We start from the raw sequence: 22,080 nt of genomic DNA, 5'->3' as shown, positions 1-22,080 counted from the left end.
CATGCCACCAACTGGCACAGGGACTAACCAAAAACAAATCTACTCTACAATCTCTCCATCAAAAGCTGCTCGATAAATCGCAGCAATCTCTTTTTCACCTAGCTCCAGCGGACTGCGAGCCAAAATGCGCTTCTGTTTTGTTGCGTCTTCCGTCAAGCTTTCTAGGGCACTTTCTGGAATCTCGAAGCCTTGAAGGGTAGAAGGGATTCCTACGTCTTCTACTAATCTCTTTAGCTCAGCCACGCATTTATAGGATGCTTCTTCCTGAGACAGATTACTAGAGCTGAAGCCCATTGCTTCGTAAATATCTTTCATACGTTTCTCGCAGCTTTTGCGTATGTATCCCATAACATAAGGGAGTAGGACGGCGTTGGAATCTCCGTGGGCGATATGGAACTGACCGCCAAGCGGATAGGCGAGTGCATGAACACCAGCAACTCCTGCGTTGAAGAAAGCAAGTCCTGCTAAATAGCTGCCGTAGCTCATATCAGTACGAGCTTGTTTGTCTTCACCGTTCGATACAGCGGTACGAATGGAATTGCTGATTAAACGAATGGCTTGCAATGCCAACGCGTCTGATACAGGACTAGCATTTTTCGAGATATACGCCTCAACTGCATGAGTTAGTGCATCAACGCCAGTAGCAGCAGTAACCTTTGAAGGCAATGAAACAGTCAATGCTGGATCGACAATTGCTACGTCTGCCAATAAATAATCATGCGTCACAACGTCCTTAGTAGTCTCTAAAGATAGCACCGATATATTAGTAACCTCAGATCCTGTCCCAGAAGTAGTAGGGATTAAAATGGTCGGTAATCCTTTATGAGTAATTTGCTTAGAGCCAGTTAAGTTTAAATAATCCGCCACATTGCCTTCATGAGAGGCAATTACTCCTGCAAGCTTCGATAAATCGAGCGCACTGCCGCCACCTACACCGATGACCATGTCAAAGGCATGCTCACGAGTATAGGAAACTAGCTTTTCGCCGATTGCTAAAGGGGGCTCAGGCACAACATCTGTATAAATATCAACCGTGTAGCCGGCTGACTCTAGCGGCTCTGAGACTTGATTCGTCAAGCCGATATCCTTTAAAAATGGATCGGTGACAATCAGTATTTTCTTTACTTTAAAGCGCTCCACTTCAGCTAGGAGATGGGATAGTGCATCCCATCCTGTATAGCTGATTGGTGTGAACGTAATTTTTTCTGACATACTGCTCACTCCTTATTGGTTATTCCAAACAACAAGCTTCGTTTCCGTCATTTCGTGGATTGCGTATTTGATACCTTCCTTACCGGTACCGCTATCCTTCACACCACCGTATGGCATTTGGTCCACACGATACGTAGGAATGTCATTGATCATGACACCGCCAACCTCTAGAAGCTTAGCTGCCTTAAAGGCTGTCTTAATATCGTTTGTGAAAATACCTGCCTGAAGACCGAAGCTTGAATCATTGATTGCTTCAATTCCTTCTTCAATAGAAGAAATGCGACTCACGCCAACAATCGGAGCAAATACCTCCTGGCAAGAAACCTTCGAAATTGCATTCACATTTTTCAAAATCGTAGGCTGGAACACATCATTTTCAATCTTCCCACCAGTGATAATCTCCGCACCATGACCGACTGCCTCCTCGACCCATTCCAAAGCACGTTCCGATTCAGAAGTAGCGATCATTGCGGATATATCTGTAGCTGGATCGAAGGGGCTTCCAACGACAAGCTTTTTCGTCATCTCACTAAATTGTTCAATAAACTCATCGAAGATTTCATCCATCACATACGTACGCTGTAAGGAAATACATACTTGGCCTTGATTGGAAAAGGCACCCATCACACATTTTTGCACGACATTAGCAAGGTCCACATTTTTATCGATGATCAAGCCTGCATTTGAGCCAAGCTCCAGTGCTACCTTCTTCAAGCCAGCCTTGTTACGGATTCCCTTACCTACAGCGGGACTACCAGTGAACGTAATCATCTTCACTTTGTCACTTTCTACTAAAGCATCGCCAACCTCGCGACCGCTACCAGTCACCACATTAAAAGCACCTTTTGGTAGAGCAGTTTGTTCAATCAATTCAGCTAAAAACAGAGCAGACAGCGGAGTCTGTGACGCAGGCTTCAATACAATCGTATTCCCGGCCGCGATCGCAGGTCCCACTTTATGAGCTACTAAATTTTGTGGGAAGTTGAACGGAGTAATGGCACCGATGACACCAATAGGCTCCTCAATCGTATAGCCAAATCGATCAGCCCCGTTTTTTGCAGCGTCCATTGGAATCATCTCGCCGGTTAAACGCTTCGCTTCCTCGGCAGCAAACTTATACGTTTCAATCGTACGGTCAATTTCTCCATACGCATATTTCAGTGGCTTCGAAGCCTCTAACGAAATAATTTTTGCAGCCTCTTCACGATGAACGGCGAACAGCTGAGCAATTTGCTCCAAAATAGCAGAGCGCTCGAATGCTGTTAAAGCCGCAATTTTTTCTCGTGCACCATGTGCCACTTCAATTGCTTCATCCACTTCCTCACGAGTTGCCTGTGGAATTTTCGCAATCAGCTCTTTTGTATGTGGGGAGAAAAGCTCCGCATATCTTTCAGAAGATTTCCATTCACCGTTTACATAATAGTTTTTTTCCATGTCGATCATCCTTTCATTCGTTACAGTTGTAACAATATTTTACCATGCGAGGATGCCATATATGTTTAGTCCGCCTTCTGATCCTTCATGAAGGTGTTGTCGACCTCACCTCTAAAGAAATGCTTACCGTAGATTAATAAACAAAGAATGATTCCTACAGCAAACGCCCAAGCAGCACCCTTTATGCAAAGTACGGCACCAATAATACCAGCGATACCTAGGTCACGTTGACTGCGTGATTCTAAAATACCGACCTTAACACTAACATACCCTTGAATGAGTAAAGTTAAAGCCAAAGCTACCCCTAAAATTGGTTCTACTAAACTAACAATTGGAAGTAATAGTAAACCAGTATTAGTACCCCAACGGAATGAGCCAACTCCGCCAAAGATCGAATCCATTGCTTTTCGTCCTTTTTTAAAACGTTCGATCATCACGACCTGCATAGCTGACCATAATGGACCACACATCGTTACGTCTGGACCTAATATACTCATCGCGCTATTACGAATTCCGAAGATTAAGTGAGCACGACTAGGATTGTATTCTACTTTTTCATCAGGACGTGCCGCAGCCCCTTCTTCAACTAATGCTTTCGTTTGTAGCACATCTCCGAACAACACGATATACGCTGCTAGAACGGTAGGTAAACCAGTAAGGAACATCATCAGTGGTGGGAACCCTAAACCAAATATTGTATATTCGTTCCACAGTGTGACAAAATCAGGAGTTGAAAAGCCCCATTGAAGTGTTGGCCATGGTGCTTCTCCAAAAATCGGAGCAATCACGACCGCCAAAATAATTACAGGGAATATCCCGAGCTTAGCTATCGTTCCCCAAAATGGATTTCTATTTTGGAAAGTAGCAAAATGGTTAGAGAATAATAGATAGAAAGCTATTCCAATTGCAATTGTAATGGTCCATGGGAAGGACTCAAATCTTCCTCCGATTTGGAAAACAGAGATAACAGCTGCAAAACCTGCCCCAAGGATAACCCCTGATTTAATGGCAGGTGGGATTAGCTTAACAACCTTAGATGCGAGACCGGTTGAACCGAGCAGCAAGGAAAGAATCCCTAGCGTCATCTGGAAGGCAATCAAGGCATGAACCCGTTCGGCACCTTCAGGGAACTGCTGGCAATACAGCATAATCAGCGGTATAGCTGGAGTAATCCATCCCGGAACTGCTGGGTCACCAAGTAAATGATGTAACAAATAAAAGATTCCGTTTAATAATACGATTGCCATAGCAACCTCAAATGGCATTCCCAGCAACTCGATTAAAAGTGGAATAGCAGACAAATCGACTGCACACATGAGCAAGCCTTGCACATAATCTGGCCATTCAAAACGGTAGTGAATAAAAGGTAAGCGGATCTTAAAAGGGCCCGCTGGTATGTACGGGGATTCCTCTCCATACTTTCGGTTTTTCCATAACATAAACTAAATCTCCTCCCAATTTTTAATGTAACCCCTTACATAAAACCCCTTTTGAATACGTAACCATTTTATTGGAAAGTAAAATGGTTACGTATTCATTGTTAGAGAAAAAATAAAACAAACCTGGCTTCATTAGTTTGTTTTAAGTGCTCTCGTCGTGCTTCTTTTAAATACTTTAACAGACTCCGTAATTTGTGTGCAACTATTTTTTTTATTTTCAATCATTTCTATTAATTCCTGAATAGCTAAAAATCCTAGATTCTCTTCAGAGATGCTACCCACTGTTGTAAGCTGAATCGACCCGTGCATACTCATATCCACGTTATCAATTCCTATAATACTCAAGTCATTTGGGATTGATAGCCCGTGCTGAAAAGCTTCGTCCATTAAAAACAACGCGAGCGAATCCGAGCCCCCGCAAATCGCAGTAGGACGATCCTCTAAATTCTTCAGCTTTTCAAAAGCCAAGGCAATATCCTGTTTGGAAGTATCCGTATTAAAAATATACCTCTCAGATACATGTAGCTCATAATCCTCCATAGCCTTCTTGTAACCAAGATAACGATTACGGAAGGTACTAACAGACAATGGACCACCAACCCACGCAATCCTTGTATGACCCAGCTCCACCATATGTTTGACTGCTAAATAACCAGCTTGAAAATTATCGATTTCCACAAAATACTCATTGTTTTTATGCTTGCGGTTATAGGTGATAAAAGGAATGTTCATCCGCTTGAGCTTATCAAAAATAGGGTCATCCAATAAAATACAAGATAAAATAATGCCGTCAATTTTATGCTCAAATGCAGTCGCATATGCTTCACTAAGCTTTTCATCGTTTACAAACTGTACGCTTACACGATATCCCATTTCATTGGCATAATTGACGATAGCAGTAGTACTGTCCACAAAAAATGGATTATGTAGCGGTCCAGATAGAAGGGCAATCGACCCTGTCTTATTTTGAACTAAAGAGCGCGCATGAAGATTCGGCATATAGTTTAACTCATCAATCGCCTTCATTACTTTTTCAAGAGTGGGTTTCTTAACTAACTCCGGTGTATTTAAAACACGAGATACTGTCGTTTGGGAAACACCCGCATGCTTTGCAACGTCTTTTGATGATACCAAGACAAAACCTCCTTTTAGGTCTATTCTATATCGTTTCTCCCAGAAAAAGAAGGATTATAAATACGCTTGTGGAAATAAAGGAAGGAGGGGAGAGGAAGAAATGTTCCAAACTATAATAGAACCAAGAGTCTCAGAAACCGATGGAGTAGGGCATATCAACAACACCACCATTCCTATATGGCTAGAGGGTGGCAGAAACCAATTATTTACCCTCTTCAACCCGGATTTAAGCTTTCAAAATTGGAAAATGATTATCCTAAAAACAACCGTAGAATATAAAGCGCAAATCTATTACGGAAAACAAGTAGAAATCAAATGCTGGATCAAACGAATCGGTAACTCCAGCCTCGAGCTATACGAGGAAATCTGGCAGGAAGGAAAGCTAACTGTCCAAGCCACCACCATTTACGTAAATTACAATGTACAAGAGAATAAAAGCGAGGCAATCCCAGACGATATTCGAAGAGAGCTAGAGAAGCATATGTATGTGAAAGATTAAAGAAAATTGATCAGCATCAAACTCTTTAAAATCTAATTGGTGCATTCGAGCAAACTCGAATGGCATTTCAATCTTGTTTCTTAATCTATATATGGGGCACTCCATTTCGAATCCATATAATGTATTACATAAATATCCCTGCAATACTACTTAATAGATACATAGGAATGACCTAGTATTATCAGAGTAGTCTTTGTGATATAATGTCTATATAGTTCGAATTTTGAAGGGAATGTTTTCATGTTTAAACCAAACCAACCAAAGACATCCAATAGATTAAAAACAATACTAGAGTTCAGTGACCTATGGGAATTAGATCAACAGGAGCGCTATGTTTTCCAATACTATCACAATAAGCTAAAGGGATTAGACCCGAACCAAATTAACATCCATGGTGTGGCATTGCATAAAAATGATAACGGGTTTATTATGACTGCAATCATTCGTCACTCCCTACAAAAAACATTGAATATGGAAGTCATTAGATTAGTAGTTAGAGATGAGGATGGCAAAGATATAGCCCGTAAGGAGTTCAATATGGAGGTATTCGGTCTATTAAACTCTTTAAGAGCACGTCCTTGGATTTTTGAATTCGACAAGAATTCCTTGCTAGTGCCAGAGGAAGAAATCAAAGACAAAATGGAATTTGAAGTACTGTTTGAATACCAGCAGCCGGTTGTATCTGACTTTACATTACAATTAGATGAAAACTGGTCCAATGGACTATCGGCAGAGCAGATTGCTTCGCTAGAGGCTTCTTTAACTGCCATGGAGGCAGTTGAAGAAAACTCCTTATCAGTTAATGCCTTTCACTTTGCAGAAGTTGAAGACGGCGTTCATGTATACGTAGTACTACGCAACGGATACAAAGAAGAAATCACAATCAGCAACCTTCCAGTTCAACTATTAGACGCGGCAGGCGATGTAGTTGCAAAACTAGGCTTCCCATTAGAACAATTTGCTGTAGGATCTCATCAGGCTAGACCAGTAAGTCTTCACTTCCCGAAAAACGTATTCCAAAAAGAATCACCAGATTTCAGTAGCTGGAACGTTCAGCTAATACCACAAAACTAATTCAAGAACTCCTCACCAATCGATGGTGGGGAGTTTTTTTTGCTACAAGAAAACTCCTTAACTTGAAAATATTACATGGGAAATTTTCATGATATAATTTCTTTATTGAGGACAATCGCAATCCAGTCGAATTCGCCAAGTCGAGCCCGATTTACGATAATCAAGGCAAAATTTACGACAATGGCCACTTAGATTACAACAATCAAGCGATATTTTACAACAATCAAGTCCCAGCTCTCCAAGTGGAGCCCGATTTACGACAATCAAGGCAAAATTTACGCCAATGGTCACTTAGATTACAACAATCAAGCGTTATTTTATTACAATCAAGTCCCAGCTCTCCAAGTCGAGCCCGATTTACGCCAATCAAGGCAAAATTTACGCCAATGGTCACTTAGATTACAACAATCAAGCGTTATTTTATTACAATCAAGTCCCAGCTCTCCAAGTCGAGCCCGATTTACGCCAATCAAGGCAAAATTTACGACAATAGGCAGCTAGCTGGATTACTACAATCGAGAGCTACTTTACTACAATCCAGCATTACTTTACTACAATCACGAGCAAACACGAAAAGAAGCTCTTCAACTAAGTGCTACTACTAAAAGTGATGCTCTTCAAGAGACAACCCCAATGAGGAGGACGACCATGACACACATTTTATACATAGAAGACGAAATAGATATAGGTACCTGGGTGACGAAGGATTTAACAGAAAGAGGATATGAGGTGACGTGGCTGAAGTCTGGGGAGGATGCGGAAAAGTATGTTTCGCAGGTGGATCTTGCTATTTTGGATGTGATGATTCCAGGGCTCGATGGCTTTTCGATTGGAAGGCGGATGAAGAAGGAGAAGGGGGACCTGCCTATTTTAATGCTTTCGGCGCGGACGGCGGTGGAGGATAAGATAGAGGGGCTTCATTTTGCGGATGATTATTTGACGAAGCCGTTTCATCCGGATGAGCTGGCTGCTCGTGTCGAGGTCCTTTTACGGAGATACCAAAAGAATGACGATGTATTGAAGCTTCAGCATCTGACCATACATACTAAGGATATGCGCATCGTGGACAATGAGACGAATGAAGAAATCCAGTTAACTGGCAAGCAGTATCATCTGCTACAATTTTTTATTCGGCATCTCAATCAAATCCTAACGAAGGAGCAGCTGTATGAAGGGGTCTGGGGAGAACGATATATCGAGGGAGATAAGACGCTGATGGTTCATATTCGTTACTTGCGGGAAAGAATTGAGCGGAACCCGGCGAAGCCGACCATCATTGAAACGATCCGTGGAATTGGGTACAGGGTAAAGCTATGAAGAGATTATTTCAATCCTTATTAGCGAAGTATATGCTACTGATTTTGTTAGCGATGTTTATCGTTCAGGCTGCATACTTGATTATTGCCTTGTTTGTGTTTGGGGTTTCCTATAATTCTGGGGAAACACAAAATAAAGGTGCGGTTGAGGAAAGTGCAGTAGAGGACAAATGGCATCAGGAAGCAAACGCAATGCAAAACGCCACGTCCGAATCCGTTCAACAGGTTTTTGAACGTTGGAAGGAGCAGTATCCACGAGCAACCATGTTTTGGGTGGATGGACAAGGGAAACTTGCGAGCCAAAAGGACGTACAGGAGCAGCTCCCTACTGAGTGGTCGCCCGCCTATACTGCAAAGTTTATCAAACAGCGTTATGGAGGGAACCCTTTTACAGTTATTGCGTTTGTTGGACAAGATGAGACGAACGGCTTCGTTGTACTCGAGCTGCCAAGGTCCGAGTTTGATCCGCCACTTGCCAATATGTATGACAGATATGGACTCATTTTCATAACAGGTGTTATGGTTATCATTTTCCTGTTCCTGTTCATGTCCTTTCTATTCTTTAGAAGCATTCGAAAGCGGTTATTGCATTTACAGGAGGCAATGGAAATACGTGATGTAGACGGGCTGCCAATTGGGATTCCGGTGAAAAAGAAGGACGAAATTGGACAGCTTGAAAAGACATTCAATCAAATGGTAGGCGAGCTGAGGGAGAGCAAGCAACGCGAACAGAAGGAGGAGCAGCTACGTCGAGAGCTGATCGCCAATCTGTCTCATGATTTGCGAACTCCGTTAACGAAAATAAGAGCACAAGCCTACTCGATCGCAAAAGAGGATTTATCAGACGAAGGAAAGAAAGCAATCCAATCGCTCGAGTCATCGGTTGTGAATGTGGACAGGCTCATTGAAAATCTTATGTCTTACACGCTACTCATGGCGAGTAAATATAAATTTGAATCGAAGGATATGGATGTTGTCCGCTATGTAAAGGAATGTCTAGCTTTATGGTATCCCGTATTCGAAAAGGAAGGGTTTGAAGTGGACGTCCACTTGGTCCCTTTTGAACAAAATAACTGGAGGATCGACCCGATTTGGTTAGGGAGCATACTAGATAATTTATTGCAAAACGTGCTTCGCCATGCAAAGAATGGGGTTTACGTTTGCGTCAAAACAGAATCTACCGACCAATACGATGCTATCGTTATTTCCGACAGAGGAAATGGAATGAAAAATGAATCCGATGAAGCTGGAGCAGGAATCGGCTTGTCCATCGTGGATATGATGGTGAAGGGCATGAAGCTGGACTGGGATATGGAGTCTAGTGAAAATGGAACGACGATAAAAATTAAGAAGTATAAGTAATGGATATATTTTACGATTAACCGATTAGGTTGATGGGAAGAAAACGAATAAATTCAACTGAAAAAAGCAAATAAAAACGCATAGATGATTACGTTAATGGGTTCGGTTTAGGAGTACAAAACATAAAAAAATGTTAAAAAAGGACCCTTATTGGTTTAGATTTGACATTGTAATTTGTAAGGTAATTAACAAGGAAAATAACACAATAAGGAGCTTGGATAACCAAGCTCCCTTTTCTATGAATTGTAATGACATTTTCTTAAACTAAAGCGCCTGTTAACTAAATAAGAATTTTTTTCTATTTATCATTTTTACGTTGAATCTCTGCTAAAATAAATCCCCCCATAATTGCAAGAGGAATACTGTTTGCAAAGATTGGTGGTTCTAAAAAGCTTTCTAAAAAACTTCCGAAAATTCCACCCAAAATCGTTAATATAATTGCAATTATAATTCTACCCATATAATTACCTCCCCTATCCAACTACTACCCCGTTAGTTAAAGAACGCCATTTCAAAATCTCTTTATTTATTTTAACACAAAAATTTCCATATACCTTCAACCTGGTAATTAACAGACTAACCTTATATACAATTACCACCAGTTTTAGCACTAATATTAACCATACGGCATAAATTTATGTTGTGCTACTAATTAACCTGCTAAAACAATTGCTAATTATTATGTTAATATCAATAAAATATTGATTTGACAATAAAAAGAGAGACACCAATTCACATAAGAATCGTGTCTCTAAAATGTGTTCTAATTATTATTTTGTCCTCGAAAACCGAACCCGTTATCATTACGTCTATGCGTTTTATTCGTGACCTTTGTTCAGATATAGCCAACTATTACTATACTAAAGAGTATGCAAAAGGTTCCAAGATCGACAAGGGTGATCATATATTGTCTTTCTTCTCGTTCGTATTTATATGATACAAAAGCCCGGTGACACAATAAAACAACGAGAACAGCCATTAGTAAATAGACAAATACCCAATCCTCCATAATCAAAAAAAGAACAAAGAGAACACTGCCTAAAACAATTAAGATTATTTCTATCCATTTTTGTGTAGTATTCACAAATAACCTTTGATGAGTAGAAATGTTATATTTCTGTCTTATGGAGTACCGCAGCACAATATAGATAACCAGTAATAAAAAGATTAAAGCAATATACATATCGACAGTCATCATTCAACACCCCTTTCTACCTGTACCGTTCATTTCTATATAATATTTTAACACAATAAATATTGTAATATTCAAATACTTCCAACATCATTGTACAGCACCCCATTTCCACCGCCATTTTTTAAACAAAATTTAACCTTTCCTCTTACGTTCTTTTAACCTTTCATCTTTAACATAGATAAAGAGGTGAGGGAAATGGAATATGTAGTACAGACAAACAATTTATCAAAACGTTTTGGAAAGGAAGTCGCCGTAGAGGGGCTGAATATGAAAATACGTAAGGGAGAGATTTACGGATTTTTAGGACCTAACGGAGCGGGGAAGACGACGACCATCCGAATGCTGTTAGGGCTGATGAAGGCGTCTTCCGGCACAATTCAAATCTTTGAAAAGGATTTACATAAAGACAGGATAGACATTTTAAAAAGAGTGGGCTCCCTAGTAGAGAACCCGTCGTACTATCCTCATTTAACGGCGTATGAAAATTTAGAGGCATTACGAAAGATTCTAGGGGTACCGAAAACAAGAATCCACGAGGTTTTAGAGATTGTCCGATTATCTGAGGTGGCCAATAAAAAGGTTAAAGGATTCTCACTAGGAATGAAGCAACGCTTAGGAATAGCTGCTTCCCTTTTAAACAGTCCGGAGCTATTAATATTAGATGAGCCGACTAACGGATTGGACCCATCCGGCATTATCGAGATTCGCAATCTGATCAAACAACTACCCGCTGAAACTGGGATGACCATCTTAATCTCCAGTCATTTATTGTCCGAGATCGACCAAATGGCGACGACCGTTGGAATCGTGACAAAAGGAAAAATGATTTACCAGGATTCCATCGAGGCTCTTCGCATGCATGCCAAGCAAAAGATTTTACTGAAGGTGAGCAATAGTGAACAGGCATGGCGTTCGCTATTAGGGAACGGCATAAAAGCAGAGTGGCAGGACGGCATCATTCTACTGTCTGAGCATTCCGATGGAAAAGTAGCGAAGGCAATCCATACCCTCGTGCTCGGAGGCTACTCCATTTACCGAGTGGAAGAGGAAAAAAGATCGTTAGAAGATACGTTCCTTCAAATGACCGCAGAGGAGAAGGTCGTATGATTGGCAAACTGATAAAGGCAGACTTTTTGAAAATAAAACGAAAAGGGTTATGGTTTCTAGCATTTTTAGGTCCGTTCGGAGTGATTGCACTGCAAATGGTCAACTATGGAGTTCGAAAAGATTATTTACTAAAGCAGAGTGACGATGATTGGGGATATTATTTAGCTAACGTACACTCGTTTACCCCGTTAGCACTTGTGTTAGGAATCGCCATTTTGACTTCATTTATAGCAAGTATAGAAAATGAGACGAATGCTTGGAAGCAGCTGATTTCATTGCCGGTCTCCAAAATGGGTGTGTATTTATCGAAGTTCACGGTTCTCGCAAGCCTGCTATTTGTATCCTCCTTGCTTGTAGGAATATTTTCTTTAGTATATGGCATTTTTCTGAGCTTGGGAGATGACATTCCTTACTTGGAGGTTTTGAAATATAGCTTTTATCCTTATTTGGCAGCTCTACCAGTACTAGCGTTACAGCTATGGATTGCGTCCGTCAGCCAAAACCAAGGCATTCCCATTACGACAGGAGTGTTAGGTGTCATTTTTGCCTATTCTGCCTATGTATTGCCGGACTGGATGATATGGAAATGGCCTTCTTTGATGAATGAGTGGGATGAGCCAATCATCAATGTCCTGCTTGGGGTTGGGGTAGGGCTTGTACTGTATATCGCAGGAATGCTCGACTTTATGAGAAGGGACGTGAAATAAATGCTGTCGATTTTACAATCAGAATGGTTTAAGTTTAGACATTCCAAAATTTTGTTCATGATCTTGACCGTACCGCTTGTAGGTATTTTTCTTGGATTGACTAACGGATTTTCAGATGACCGTATGAATGAATGGTATCTGTCCTTGCTAACGATGAATTTTACGTATGGCCTACTATTTTTACCTTTGTTAACTGGAGTTTTAGCAAGTGTGATTTGTAGATACGAGCACCAGGCAGGGGGCTGGAAGCAGCTGCTGGCATTGCCAGTGACAAGAGGTAAAGTATTTGCGGCGAAGTATATATTGTTAATATTGCTAGTGCTGGTCATTCAATTATTATTTTTTGCTTCCCTTTACGTAGTAGGTATCATGCAAGGGTTCACCGATCCATTCCCCATGCAAATTGTATGGAAAAGCTTAGTGGGGGGATGGGTGGCAACATTGCCGCTAGTCGCATTACAGCTATGGATGGCCATTATGTTCAAAAGCTTTGCAGCACCCTTTGCCGTTAATGTGATCTTAACATTGCCTACGATACTAGTTGTAAATTCCGAGCGCCTTGGCTCCTTCTATCCGTGGGCACAGCCATTTTTGATGATGTATATTGGTGGAGATGCCGAGGACATCTTTTTTGTTCCATGGGATCAATTATTGACGGTCGTAGGCGGAAGCTTTTTGTTATTTTTTATCTCAGGATATATATATTTTCAAAGGAAGGCGGTTTAAAAAATGGAACGAAATTTTATAGTAGTGATTGCGATTTTGCTCTCGGTTTTATTGGTAGGGTGCAGCAGTAAAGCAGCTGATAACGCGGAATCATTTATTTCAACCGTGGAAGCGATGAATATTCCAGACGGTGTGAAGGTCATCGGCTTAGGGGAGGCGACACATGGGAATGTGGAGTTTCAAGAGCTGAAAAAAGATGTATTTGAATCGCTAATCAAAAATGAAAACGTTCGAGTATTCGTCATCGAGGGTGACTTTGGTGGCGGCCAGCAAATAAACGATTTCATCTTAAATGGAACGGGCACAGCTGAAGAAGCAGTAAACACGCTGGACTACGCCATTTATAAAACAGAGCAAATGGTCAATCTCGTACAATGGATGCATGATTATAACGTAACCGCAAGCGAGGAAGAGAAGATTTACTTTTACGGAAACGATATGCAGCGCTATGACTATAGCAAAAAAGGTGTGCTGGACTATTACCAAACGGTTAACGAAAATGCGTTCACTGACTATGAATCAAAGCTGGAGCGCGTTTCTAATGAAAGCATGCGTGAGCTAACAACTGAACAATTAAATGATATCAATCAAACAATAGAAGAGATTATTCAAGATTTACAAACTAATGAAGCAGCTTATATAGAAAAATCTAATAAAGAAGCTCATACTCTTGCGCTACAATACGCTCAAATCATGAAGCAGCGAACCCAGCTATTCTTAAATGAAAAGGATTATATGCAGCTGCGAGATGAATACCTGGCTCAAAATCTGCAATGGATCATGGAGTTCGAGGCAGGAAGAGGCAATGAGAAGGTATTCTTTAACGGTCATAACGGACACGTGGAAAAAACGTCTGCATCGTTAGCCGGCTACAAATCGATGGGGCATTATTTAGACGAGCAATATGGGGAAGCTTACTTTGCAATTGGTACGGACTTCACCGAGAGCAAGTTTCAGTCCAAGAATGGCAGTGGAGAGCGTAAAAACTATAAAGTAAAAAATAACAATGACTTGACCGATGCCTTTAGCAAGGTAGAGTCCAACATTTTCTATGTGGATTTTGAAAAAGCAGGAGAGTCGGATGTATTAAAGGATATAATCTCGAAGGAGCAAAAGATGGCTAATATCGGGGATGACTTCCGTTACTGGTACAAGTTTTTGAAGATGTTTTACACAATCGAAATGGTGCCAAATGAAGCATATGACGGTGTCATTATCGTAAAGGAAGCAACACCGACAAGTGTAAATGAATAGAAACAGCAAGAATCCATTAGAATGGATTCTTTCTTTCTATTGAACGACGATGGAAAAAGCATAATGACCGTCTCCTTTGTTCCAGTTAGCTGTCACATAATAGACGTAGACCCCTTTTTCCGTTGGTGCAACGAGTGCATTGTCTTTCATTTTTATAGGATGGACATGATCCTCATCAATCCATTGCTCGACCTTCAATGATTGAGCAATAGGACTTGTTCTAAAATCGATGGTAACCTCTTCACCTGGTGAAACAGGCGTGGGTGCATGCTTTTTGGGCAAAATTTGTTCTACACATTTAGTAGACAAGATTCCACTCCAACAATAGGAACCTTGGGTAGTAGATACTTTTGTGTTGTTTACCATTACAGCAGGTAAGGGAGGCTCGGTACGAAAAGGCTCGAACACGAGCAACCCCATGATAATTAATCCAATCATACTAATTACAGTGAATATCTCTCTAATTGCAATCGCCTCATTATCTACAGTCTAAGTTTATTTATCTATCACATTAGTTTATTGGGCAATAACCTTTGCAGGCTCGATGTCTTCAAAATGTACTGCACCGCTTCTAGTTAATTTATTCCAGTTGGTTCTGCTTCCGAAAAAGTATAAAATAGTGCCGTAAGTAAAGAAAAATGTATCCAAAAAGCGATAGGTGATAGATTCCCACATCGTGAATAGGATGATACGAAGCCAGTGTAAAATAGAAAATTTATAGCCGTAATATCCTGCCCGTTGAACTGCCACTAAACGGAGTATAAATTCACTAAACCAAGCGATAGCCATTAACAAAAATGTAATGCCGGATACGTTTCCGAGTATGATGGAGATTGGGAATATGACCAGTGCTACTGTCCCCACTATACTAAGCGTGATGGATTCAAATAAGAGAAAACTAGAAAACTTCTTACCCAAGTTAATGAAAAAGTCTTTCTTATATAGATTAATGCAATCGATGAATCCTTTTTGCCAGCGAATACGCTGATGCATGAGGGATGCAAAATTTTCTGGAACCTCTGTGTAACAGACAGCCTCCGGTATAAAAATCATTTTTTCTCCCAAATTTCTATTGTGCATATATTTTTGAAGTCGGAAGGTGATCTCCATATCCTCACCAAGCGTATCCCGATAACCACCAATTTGTTGAAGAACATCTCTTCTAAATGCCCCGAAGGCCCCAGACACTACATTTAACACATTTAGTTTCGCTTGTGTGACCTTCCTTACGTAAAAGGATGAAAGATAACCTGAAACCTGATACTTTATAATCCAATTTTTAGTGTAATGAATAAGGCCTTGTTTATTTATTTGCTGTCCGACGTGGACCATCCCGCCACCGGCTATCACCTTTGAATCAACAAATGCTTCATTGATCTTGTTTAAGCTATTCTTTTCTAGTATAGAGTCAGCATCCAAGGTGATGACAATTTCACCCGTCGCTATAGATATTCCTGTGTTTAAGGCTGCTGATTTCCCGCCGTTATACTGATCCACAACTAGAATATCAGGATATTTTTTACTTAGGTAAACATTTTTAATTCCCCTAGGGTTTAAGGGGACAGTAGAGTCTCTAGGCGTCACTTCTAAATCGAGCATTTCCTGTAATACGTGTAAGGTGGCATCCGTCGACCCGTCATTTATAAATATGGCCTCTTTATTCGTATAATCCAACCTAAACCAGCTATCTAAGCATTGTTTTAAAACGAGTTCCTCATTGTAGGCAGGTATTAACACAGAAATCTTTTTCTCTGGCAAAATAAGAAGCTTCGTTTTAGTTGTGTTCAGAGAGCTGTATATATACTTTAATTGTAGGAGCAAATAAAGTATAAAAATTATGATTAAGCCAATAGATAGTAAATCCAAATAAATCCTTCTTTCTCTATTTTATTATTTTTGATAAATTCTTACGTAATCCACTTCCATATAGGCTGGAAATTGCGTTGTTGCGTTCGGGTCACCAACCCAAGTACCACCCACTGTCACGTTCATTAGTAGATACATGCTTGTATGAGAGATATTGCTTGTTCGAAAGGTTATTTCACCGTCAATATAAAAAATCAACTCATCCGGTGACCAATCGAGCGTATAGGTATGCCACTCAGACCCATCTATTTGTTCGTTCAGATGAAATGCTCGATTACCTTCCTCCTGGTGAGCGACATGCCACAGTTCATTTGGCAATTGGCCTAGCATTTCCACTATGTCAATTTCTGGATAAGAAGAATGGTCAGTGGGGAGCAGCCAGATTGCAGGGAATAGCCCTTGACCTTTTGGAAATTTAGCCCTTATTTCAAACTTTCCATACATTTGCTCGTGTAAGCCTTGTGTCGTCACAGCTCCGGAGCGATAAGGATAACTTTGATAGGGGGAATCGCTAACCTCTAGCTTTAGAACACCAGAATCGGAGGTTACCTGTTCTGGTAAGTAGTGATGTAATCTACCATGTGCTTTGTAGCCAGTATTTAAGAGATTCCATTTAGAAGCAGAGACGTGATCCTGATCAAATTCATCACGAAAGGTAACTTCCCAACCATTTACTGTGTGATGATCTTCATGGGGAATTTCTACGATTGTTGGTTCTGTTGGATGTTTTATAATTCTCATCTCTTCTTCCTTTTCATATACTTCTTTTACCTCTTCCTTAGTTATTTGATTATTGCTGACCGGGTCACTATTACAACTGCATAATAAAATTATGAAAACAATAAAAAATGCCCTGATTAGTTGCCCCTCCTCAATGAGAAGTGAATTCATAAAAATGGTTTTTAAGGATTTCTAAGAGTACAAAATGGCAAATGAATACTAAATAAAATATTGCTATTTCTTAAGTACTTACTAATATTAAAATAGTTTTTAATTTACTAAAACTGAGTTTTGTTAAGAGTTTTTCAATTAATATATTGAGTAATGTTAAGGTACAAGCCATAATCGGATAAAAAGAGCACTCCAATCGGAGTGCTCTTTTTAGTATTTTAAAATAATAAATTTAATGGGATATATAATCGGAATATAGTATATTTTGTAGATTTTTGACTACTCTTTTTAGCGAGATATGCGTATTTTGCTGAAAAACAGCCTGTCACTAGAGGGGAAGGTAATTAAATAGCGAAAGATTGAAAAACATAAAAAACCCTCCACAAAAGTGAAGGGTCTAAAAGTGTTAATTATTAATCCAAATATCTCTGTGCACCTGCATAATTTGTTTTAAAAGTCCCATTATTCATCGACTCAATTCTTACTTTGGAGGATGAGCTAGGGGCGTGAAGCATTTTACCGTCGCCCACATATAGCCCTACATGATATACCTTTCCTTTGCCACGGTTACCAGCAAAGAATACTAGATCTCCCGGCTGCAGGTTAGCTTTTTTTACCGCTTTTCCTTTTGTTGCTTGAACAAAGGAATCCCTTGGAATGATGATTCCGTGGTTTTTGTAAACAGAGTAGATGATACCTGAGCAATCATAGCCGTAAGAAGAAGTACCAGCCCATAAGTATGGGAGGTTTAGAAACATTTTAGCGCTGTTGACGATATCCTTTTGAGTCGGCTTCGGGATAGATTTGTAGTTTTTGAAAACCTTTGCATCTTTCTTATGCATATACTTCACACCATTTTGAGGAGTCTGTACATGTAGCCAATCGCCTTCCTCTTTTACTACTGGAAGGATAGTAGAGTAGCTAATGCTGATGTATTTATTCTTTTTAGCTGTGTCGCTATAGAGTGTTGTGCTTTTTGCATTTACAACGGCAATGGCACAATCGGAATAACCCTTTGTAGTTTCATAAATATGTGATTTTGGAACCCATCCTGGATAGCCTTCCTTTTGGTGAGGGACATATTGATCCTTGATGGCGATTTTGACCCAGTTGCCACTCTTCTTTAAAATCGTTACCTCATCACCAAACAATGCTTGGGTATCAACTTTATTTACTAGCCACCATTTTTCCTTGATGCTCATATTTTTTGTCCATTTATGGATATCCACTGGAGCAGAAATAGACGGCTTATCTACTGCACGATATGCGTTTGGCGTCTTCCAAAGGGAGGTTACCTGCACATTTACCTTCACTATTTTCTTATTACTTGGCTTCTCGCAAGATTTTGCAGGAGGGACGGGTTGGGCTGGTGGAGCAGTGACCTTACGTAAGTTTGGCTCCATACTGCGAGCTAACCAAACGACGAAATCTCCTTTTGTCACGTTTTCGAGTGGTCGAAATGTATTGTTGGTAGTCGAGCTTATAATGTTTTGGGATTGAAGAGTTTTAATGGCATCCGATACCCAATACTCCGGTAATACATCTTGAAAAGTTTTCGAAACCGTTCCAGTCAAACCAAAGCCTTGAACAAGAAAGACGGCAGCCTCTCCACGAGTAAATGGCTGATCTCTATTAAAGGCGCTATCTCCATCGAGACTCATCATTCCCTTTTCAACTACAGCAGCTACAATCGGATAACTAGGATGGTCTCGATCAAAATCTGATATGAGTACATCAAATTGCTTTGCTGTATCTATATCTAATGCTTCGACAAGTAGCTCGGCAGCCTCTAATCGAGTTATTTCCTTGGTGACTCCAAAATTACTAGTGGCGTTAGTGATAATAAGACCCTTTGTAGCTAGAAAATCGTAGGCGACTTTGTCTGGATGGGAGTCATCCACATCCTTGAACAATGCAGCGGCAGAGGCGGTAGTGAAGGTAGACAACAGTAAAATAAACAAGGTGACAATCATGGTGAGTTTTTTCAAAATATTGCTCCTCTTCAGTTTTACAACCTCTTCAATTATATGGTTTAAATTGGTAAAAAGGAATGTTTTTTATCCCTAAAAGTTAAAGTGAAATAATTTTAAAAAGCTTGTTAAAGTTATTGGTGGATTTTGACTAATAATTCTTTTTTATATTGACTGTAAACATTAAAAAAGGAACTTTCAAATGGCTATTAAAACATAAAAAGATCATGATATTGAGGTTTCTGACAGTTATTATCTTTGTTTATGCGAGTAAATTTATTAGTCCTTTATCGATGCTCTAGCTCTTTCCATGTATTGAATTGGAGCACCAAACGCCGACTCCAGCGGGATGAGTGAGACAGATAAGCCATCACAACCACGCGCGATAGCGATGGGTGATGGCTTATCGCTCACCCCGCGAAAAAGCGTCCGGCTGGTGCGGAAATCAATTCTACTCTCTGATTTAAAGTTTTCTTTGCATTATAAATCAACCCTACCCTTTAACATGGCTTTTAAAATTACATATCCTACTAATTACTAAAATTAAATTTATATATCCTAATCATATAGAAGTAAAATTAACCCTATAAATGAATTTTAAAATAAGGATAAAAGGACTAAAAAATAATTAATTGTACATATAAATGGTATTAAAATTGTGAAATTATGGAGTTTTTGTTTGAATTTTGTCGAAACGGATAGTAGGATGAAGTTGTTGAAATATATTGGTAATTCTCAACGAAATTTTACTATTAGTTAAGAGGAGGAGTAATATGACAAGGAGATTTTGGAAACAAACAGCAGCAGCAGTATTGTTAACATCTTCAGTTCTATCATTTTCATCCATTGCTTATGGGGATACATCGAAGGTGAATCGATCCTTTGAGGCAACAAAAGCTGAATTGAATCGCAGCACTACACATTATGTCTATCCAGCTTTAGAAAACAAATTAGTAACAAGTCAAGCGTTATACTCGTCGCTAAATAGTGCAAAGAAGAATTATCAGCAAACTAGGAATCTGATAAATTCATCTACTTATTCTTCTTCTCAAAAGCAAAGTTATCTAAGAGACTTAGATGCGCTCTACAATGAAAAAGTTTCAAAAGGATTAGTTCCATATATTGATGCTTATAATTATGCGACAAAATATCTCGATCCGATTATGAATAATATTACTAGTGCTCAATCTAGGAATGATTTTGCCGCAGTTGAAAAAGAATATCATAAATTATCCTACCAATTAAAAGGTAGAACAGCTATTTTATATAGATTTTCCGGTAAAGCGGCTCGCGATTTATTATTAGAGCAATATAAAAAGCCAGCTGATGCTAAAAGAGCAGAGCTAATGATCCCTGTGACGATTTATATGGAAATTGTCAAAATCAAGGATTTTTTAAATGCAGGTAAACTTGAAGAGGCTCAAGCTTCGTACAATGAAATTAATGCTCTATTAAGTAGCCTGCCATCTGCAACGAGTAATCCGTTTATAGCGGCTTTGTTAGAGGAGGTTGCTAAAGTCAAAAATGCAATTGATAATACAGCTAACCCTATTCAGCAAGAGATACTTAACTCTAAAATTGCTAACTTAGTGACTACTCTAAATGCTGCTCAAAGTAATATTGCTACAATTGAATCAACTGGACTCAATGCTATATCTGTTGCAGTGAAAGCAGATGCAAAACCAGAGGATATAGCGAATTATTTAGGGGTAGATCTATTTAATAATGTGGTTAGTCAATTAGGTGTAACTCATGTTAATGGTTTCACTCCTCTTTCACCAGAGGGACTAGCTTACATTAAAGCACAGGTTCCCGGAGCAGATTCATTGGATGATGTAAAAGGAAAGACAGTTTCACTTCCTTTAACAGTAAACAATGGTGTGCCGATGAATGTGGATTTTACCATTACTTTTAAATAAGTTGCTAATCTATTAGACCCACCACGTATAAAAAGTGGTGGGTTTTTATACATAATGTTGCTACTTTATGTACTATTAAAATATTTATCATGCTAAACTAAGGTTACTTTTTGGGAGGGATTTATTATGAGGAAATTTAAAATTTTTGCTATTATTGTCCTTGTTCTAATTATTGCAGGCGGCAGTTACTTACTGTATATGTTTAAATTTAAAGAATATGATGTTGCAGACGAGGAAGTAAAACAGATTGTAGAAAAAGAACCATATAAAGTAGATTTACCGGGCGGTGGTACTATTTTTATGGATGAGAACGGTGAAGTAGTAGAAGAAGAGGGGATATCTACAAATGGAGAGAGTGGTAGCGAAGCTGTTGCTGATGGAAACAGTGAAACTAAGAATGGCAATGGTGAGAGCTCCAATTCTAATAATGTAAAGAATGATACTAATAAGTCTTCTGAAACAGATGCTAGTACTGGGAGCACTACTGCCTCCAATGAAATGACGGTAACTACAATAAAGGAAAAGTATAGACCAGCTCTAGAAGGATTAGAGGAACAAGCGGATGTTAAAGTAAACGCATTAATTGTTAGAGCTAAAAAAGAATACGTAGAGAAGCAGGCTAACGGTGAAAAGATCGATCTTGGTTACTTTTACAACAAGTATATGGCTGCTGCTAAGGATTTGGAAAGTAATACTGACAAAGTATTTGATGCAGTTTTAGGTGCGGTAGAAAAGGATTTAGCAGCAAATGGCTTTGACAAGGCTGAAGCTAAAGCTATGGAAGAAGAATATGAAGCGAAAAAGAAAGCACGACGAGATAGCATAATGAAAAGAGTGGTAGGAAGTTAAAAGAGACCATTAGTAATTTGGTAAATCCCATTATTTTGGGGAAATGATATTAGTAGTTATCTCAAGTCTGTATATGATAGAATAATAGAAACTTTTTAGCAGTACCTAAATTAGTAATAAAAAGAT

At 39.5% G+C, this 22,080-nt stretch carries 20 protein-coding genes; 10 read left to right on the top strand and 10 right to left on the bottom strand.

What is annotated here, in order from left to right; translation table 11 throughout:
* Positions 1-39: 39 nt before the first annotated feature.
* From MKX96_RS16085 to MKX96_RS16070, 4 genes are all read right to left on the bottom strand, one after another.
* Positions 40-1,212: an iron-containing alcohol dehydrogenase gene (locus tag MKX96_RS16085; protein WP_340885240.1), complete on the bottom strand. Its 1,173-nt coding sequence runs from the start codon at positions 1,210-1,212 to the stop codon at positions 40-42.
* A 12-nt stretch (positions 1,213-1,224) separates the two neighbouring features.
* A complete protein-coding gene (locus tag MKX96_RS16080) occupies positions 1,225-2,646 on the bottom strand; it encodes an aldehyde dehydrogenase family protein (RefSeq protein ID WP_340885236.1) in 1,422 nt (473 codons plus the stop codon).
* A gap of 65 nt (positions 2,647-2,711) precedes the next feature.
* Positions 2,712-4,085: a hypothetical protein gene (locus MKX96_RS16075; protein ID WP_298472066.1), complete on the bottom strand. Its 1,374-nt coding sequence runs from the start codon at positions 4,083-4,085 to the stop codon at positions 2,712-2,714.
* Positions 4,086-4,217: 132 nt separating this feature from the next.
* The gene (locus tag MKX96_RS16070; protein WP_340885233.1) at positions 4,218-5,219 is read right to left on the bottom strand and encodes a LacI family DNA-binding transcriptional regulator; all 1,002 of its coding nucleotides are present in this window, start codon (positions 5,217-5,219) and stop codon (positions 4,218-4,220) included.
* Positions 5,220-5,319: 100 nt separating this feature from the next.
* Between MKX96_RS16070 and MKX96_RS16065 the strand changes: the two genes are divergently transcribed.
* The 4 genes from MKX96_RS16065 (at position 5,320) to MKX96_RS16050 (ending at position 9,470) form a co-directional block, all read left to right on the top strand.
* Positions 5,320-5,718, top strand: coding sequence for an acyl-CoA thioesterase (locus MKX96_RS16065; RefSeq protein WP_340885231.1), 399 nt, complete (start codon positions 5,320-5,322; stop codon positions 5,716-5,718).
* Between the two features lie 240 nt (positions 5,719-5,958).
* Positions 5,959-6,792 carry an SLAP domain-containing protein gene (locus MKX96_RS16060; RefSeq protein ID WP_340885229.1) on the top strand — a complete coding sequence of 278 codons (834 nt, stop codon included), beginning with the start codon at positions 5,959-5,961 and terminating at the stop codon, positions 6,790-6,792.
* Between the two features lie 648 nt (positions 6,793-7,440).
* Complete coding sequence (locus tag MKX96_RS16055; protein ID WP_340885227.1) at positions 7,441-8,109, top strand: response regulator transcription factor; 669 nt, start codon at positions 7,441-7,443, stop codon at positions 8,107-8,109.
* Positions 8,106-9,470: a sensor histidine kinase gene (locus MKX96_RS16050; RefSeq protein WP_340885224.1), complete on the top strand. Its 1,365-nt coding sequence runs from the start codon at positions 8,106-8,108 to the stop codon at positions 9,468-9,470. The genes MKX96_RS16055 and MKX96_RS16050 overlap by 4 nt, the downstream gene beginning before the upstream one ends.
* A 298-nt stretch (positions 9,471-9,768) precedes the next feature.
* Here the strand turns inward: MKX96_RS16050 and MKX96_RS16045 are convergent, their stop codons facing one another.
* Together MKX96_RS16045 and MKX96_RS16040 are read right to left on the bottom strand one after the other, a co-directional pair.
* On the bottom strand, positions 9,769-9,930 hold the full coding sequence (locus tag MKX96_RS16045) for a hypothetical protein (RefSeq protein WP_340726877.1): 162 nt from the start codon (positions 9,928-9,930) through the stop codon (positions 9,769-9,771).
* 375 nt (positions 9,931-10,305) lie between these two features.
* Complete coding sequence (locus MKX96_RS16040) at positions 10,306-10,668, bottom strand: DUF4181 domain-containing protein (RefSeq protein WP_340885221.1); 363 nt, start codon at positions 10,666-10,668, stop codon at positions 10,306-10,308.
* Positions 10,669-10,860: 192 nt separating this feature from the next.
* Between MKX96_RS16040 and MKX96_RS16035 the strand changes: the two genes are divergently transcribed.
* Genes MKX96_RS16035 through MKX96_RS16020 form a run of 4 tightly spaced genes read left to right on the top strand, consistent with a single transcriptional unit; the run spans position 10,861 to position 14,459 of the window.
* On the top strand, positions 10,861-11,772 hold the full coding sequence (locus MKX96_RS16035; RefSeq protein WP_340885218.1) for an ABC transporter ATP-binding protein: 912 nt from the start codon (positions 10,861-10,863) through the stop codon (positions 11,770-11,772).
* Positions 11,769-12,479 carry an ABC transporter permease gene (locus MKX96_RS16030; RefSeq protein WP_340885216.1) on the top strand — a complete coding sequence of 237 codons (711 nt, stop codon included), beginning with the start codon at positions 11,769-11,771 and terminating at the stop codon, positions 12,477-12,479. The genes MKX96_RS16035 and MKX96_RS16030 overlap by 4 nt, the downstream gene beginning before the upstream one ends.
* On the top strand, positions 12,480-13,205 hold the full coding sequence (locus tag MKX96_RS16025) for an ABC transporter permease (protein ID WP_340885213.1): 726 nt from the start codon (positions 12,480-12,482) through the stop codon (positions 13,203-13,205).
* 3 nt (positions 13,206-13,208) lie between these two features.
* Positions 13,209-14,459 (top strand): erythromycin esterase family protein, encoded by a 1,251-nt coding sequence (locus tag MKX96_RS16020; protein ID WP_340885210.1) that lies wholly within the window; start codon positions 13,209-13,211, stop codon positions 14,457-14,459.
* Between the two features lie 36 nt (positions 14,460-14,495).
* Here MKX96_RS16020 and MKX96_RS16015 read toward each other — a convergent pair whose 3' ends face one another.
* The 4 genes from MKX96_RS16015 to MKX96_RS16000 all read right to left on the bottom strand — a co-directional run bounded on the left by MKX96_RS16015 (position 14,496) and on the right by MKX96_RS16000 (position 19,204).
* A complete protein-coding gene (locus MKX96_RS16015; RefSeq protein ID WP_340885207.1) occupies positions 14,496-14,867 on the bottom strand; it encodes a hypothetical protein in 372 nt (123 codons plus the stop codon).
* 108 nt (positions 14,868-14,975) lie between these two features.
* Positions 14,976-16,325, bottom strand: a complete 1,350-nt coding sequence (locus tag MKX96_RS16010; protein ID WP_340885204.1) for a glycosyltransferase — start codon at positions 16,323-16,325, stop codon at positions 14,976-14,978.
* A gap of 24 nt (positions 16,326-16,349) precedes the next feature.
* Complete coding sequence (locus MKX96_RS16005) at positions 16,350-17,216, bottom strand: glycoside hydrolase family 16 protein (RefSeq protein WP_340885202.1); 867 nt, start codon at positions 17,214-17,216, stop codon at positions 16,350-16,352.
* A gap of 413 nt (positions 17,217-17,629) precedes the next feature.
* Positions 17,630-19,204: an NlpC/P60 family protein gene (locus MKX96_RS16000; RefSeq protein WP_340885200.1), complete on the bottom strand. Its 1,575-nt coding sequence runs from the start codon at positions 19,202-19,204 to the stop codon at positions 17,630-17,632.
* Between the two features lie 755 nt (positions 19,205-19,959).
* Between MKX96_RS16000 and MKX96_RS15995 the strand changes: the two genes are divergently transcribed.
* Complete coding sequence (locus MKX96_RS15995) at positions 19,960-21,105, top strand: hypothetical protein (RefSeq protein WP_340885197.1); 1,146 nt, start codon at positions 19,960-19,962, stop codon at positions 21,103-21,105.
* Between the two features lie 126 nt (positions 21,106-21,231).
* A complete protein-coding gene (locus MKX96_RS15990; RefSeq protein WP_340885195.1) occupies positions 21,232-21,954 on the top strand; it encodes a hypothetical protein in 723 nt (240 codons plus the stop codon).
* The last annotated feature ends 126 nt before the right edge of the window (positions 21,955-22,080 follow it).

The sequence above is a fragment of the Psychrobacillus sp. FSL W7-1493 genome, assembly GCF_038004905.1.
GTDB lineage: Bacteria > Bacillota > Bacilli > Bacillales_A > Planococcaceae > Psychrobacillus.
The sequence above is the reverse complement of the archived record's forward strand: the minus strand, read 5'-3'. Positions and strand labels throughout refer to the sequence as shown.

Coding starts and splice junctions, on each gene's coding strand:
- MKX96_RS16030 (WP_340885216.1), top strand. CDS start 11,769: ATGATTGGCAAACTGATAAAGGCAGACTTTTTGAAAATAAAACGAAAA.
- MKX96_RS15990 (WP_340885195.1), top strand. CDS start 21,232: ATGAGGAAATTTAAAATTTTTGCTATTATTGTCCTTGTTCTAATTATT.
- MKX96_RS16055 (WP_340885227.1), top strand. CDS start 7,441: ATGACACACATTTTATACATAGAAGACGAAATAGATATAGGTACCTGG.
- MKX96_RS16075 (WP_298472066.1), bottom strand. CDS start 4,085: ATGTTATGGAAAAACCGAAAGTATGGAGAGGAATCCCCGTACATACCA.
- MKX96_RS16040 (WP_340885221.1), bottom strand. CDS start 10,668: ATGATGACTGTCGATATGTATATTGCTTTAATCTTTTTATTACTGGTT.
- MKX96_RS16080 (WP_340885236.1), bottom strand. CDS start 2,646: ATGGAAAAAAACTATTATGTAAACGGTGAATGGAAATCTTCTGAAAGA.
- MKX96_RS15995 (WP_340885197.1), top strand. CDS start 19,960: ATGACAAGGAGATTTTGGAAACAAACAGCAGCAGCAGTATTGTTAACA.
- MKX96_RS16065 (WP_340885231.1), top strand. CDS start 5,320: ATGTTCCAAACTATAATAGAACCAAGAGTCTCAGAAACCGATGGAGTA.
- MKX96_RS16050 (WP_340885224.1), top strand. CDS start 8,106: ATGAAGAGATTATTTCAATCCTTATTAGCGAAGTATATGCTACTGATT.
- MKX96_RS16035 (WP_340885218.1), top strand. CDS start 10,861: ATGGAATATGTAGTACAGACAAACAATTTATCAAAACGTTTTGGAAAG.
- MKX96_RS16005 (WP_340885202.1), bottom strand. CDS start 17,216: ATGAATTCACTTCTCATTGAGGAGGGGCAACTAATCAGGGCATTTTTT.
- MKX96_RS16045 (WP_340726877.1), bottom strand. CDS start 9,930: ATGGGTAGAATTATAATTGCAATTATATTAACGATTTTGGGTGGAATT.
- MKX96_RS16060 (WP_340885229.1), top strand. CDS start 5,959: ATGTTTAAACCAAACCAACCAAAGACATCCAATAGATTAAAAACAATA.
- MKX96_RS16085 (WP_340885240.1), bottom strand. CDS start 1,212: ATGTCAGAAAAAATTACGTTCACACCAATCAGCTATACAGGATGGGAT.
- MKX96_RS16020 (WP_340885210.1), top strand. CDS start 13,209: ATGGAACGAAATTTTATAGTAGTGATTGCGATTTTGCTCTCGGTTTTA.
- MKX96_RS16025 (WP_340885213.1), top strand. CDS start 12,480: ATGCTGTCGATTTTACAATCAGAATGGTTTAAGTTTAGACATTCCAAA.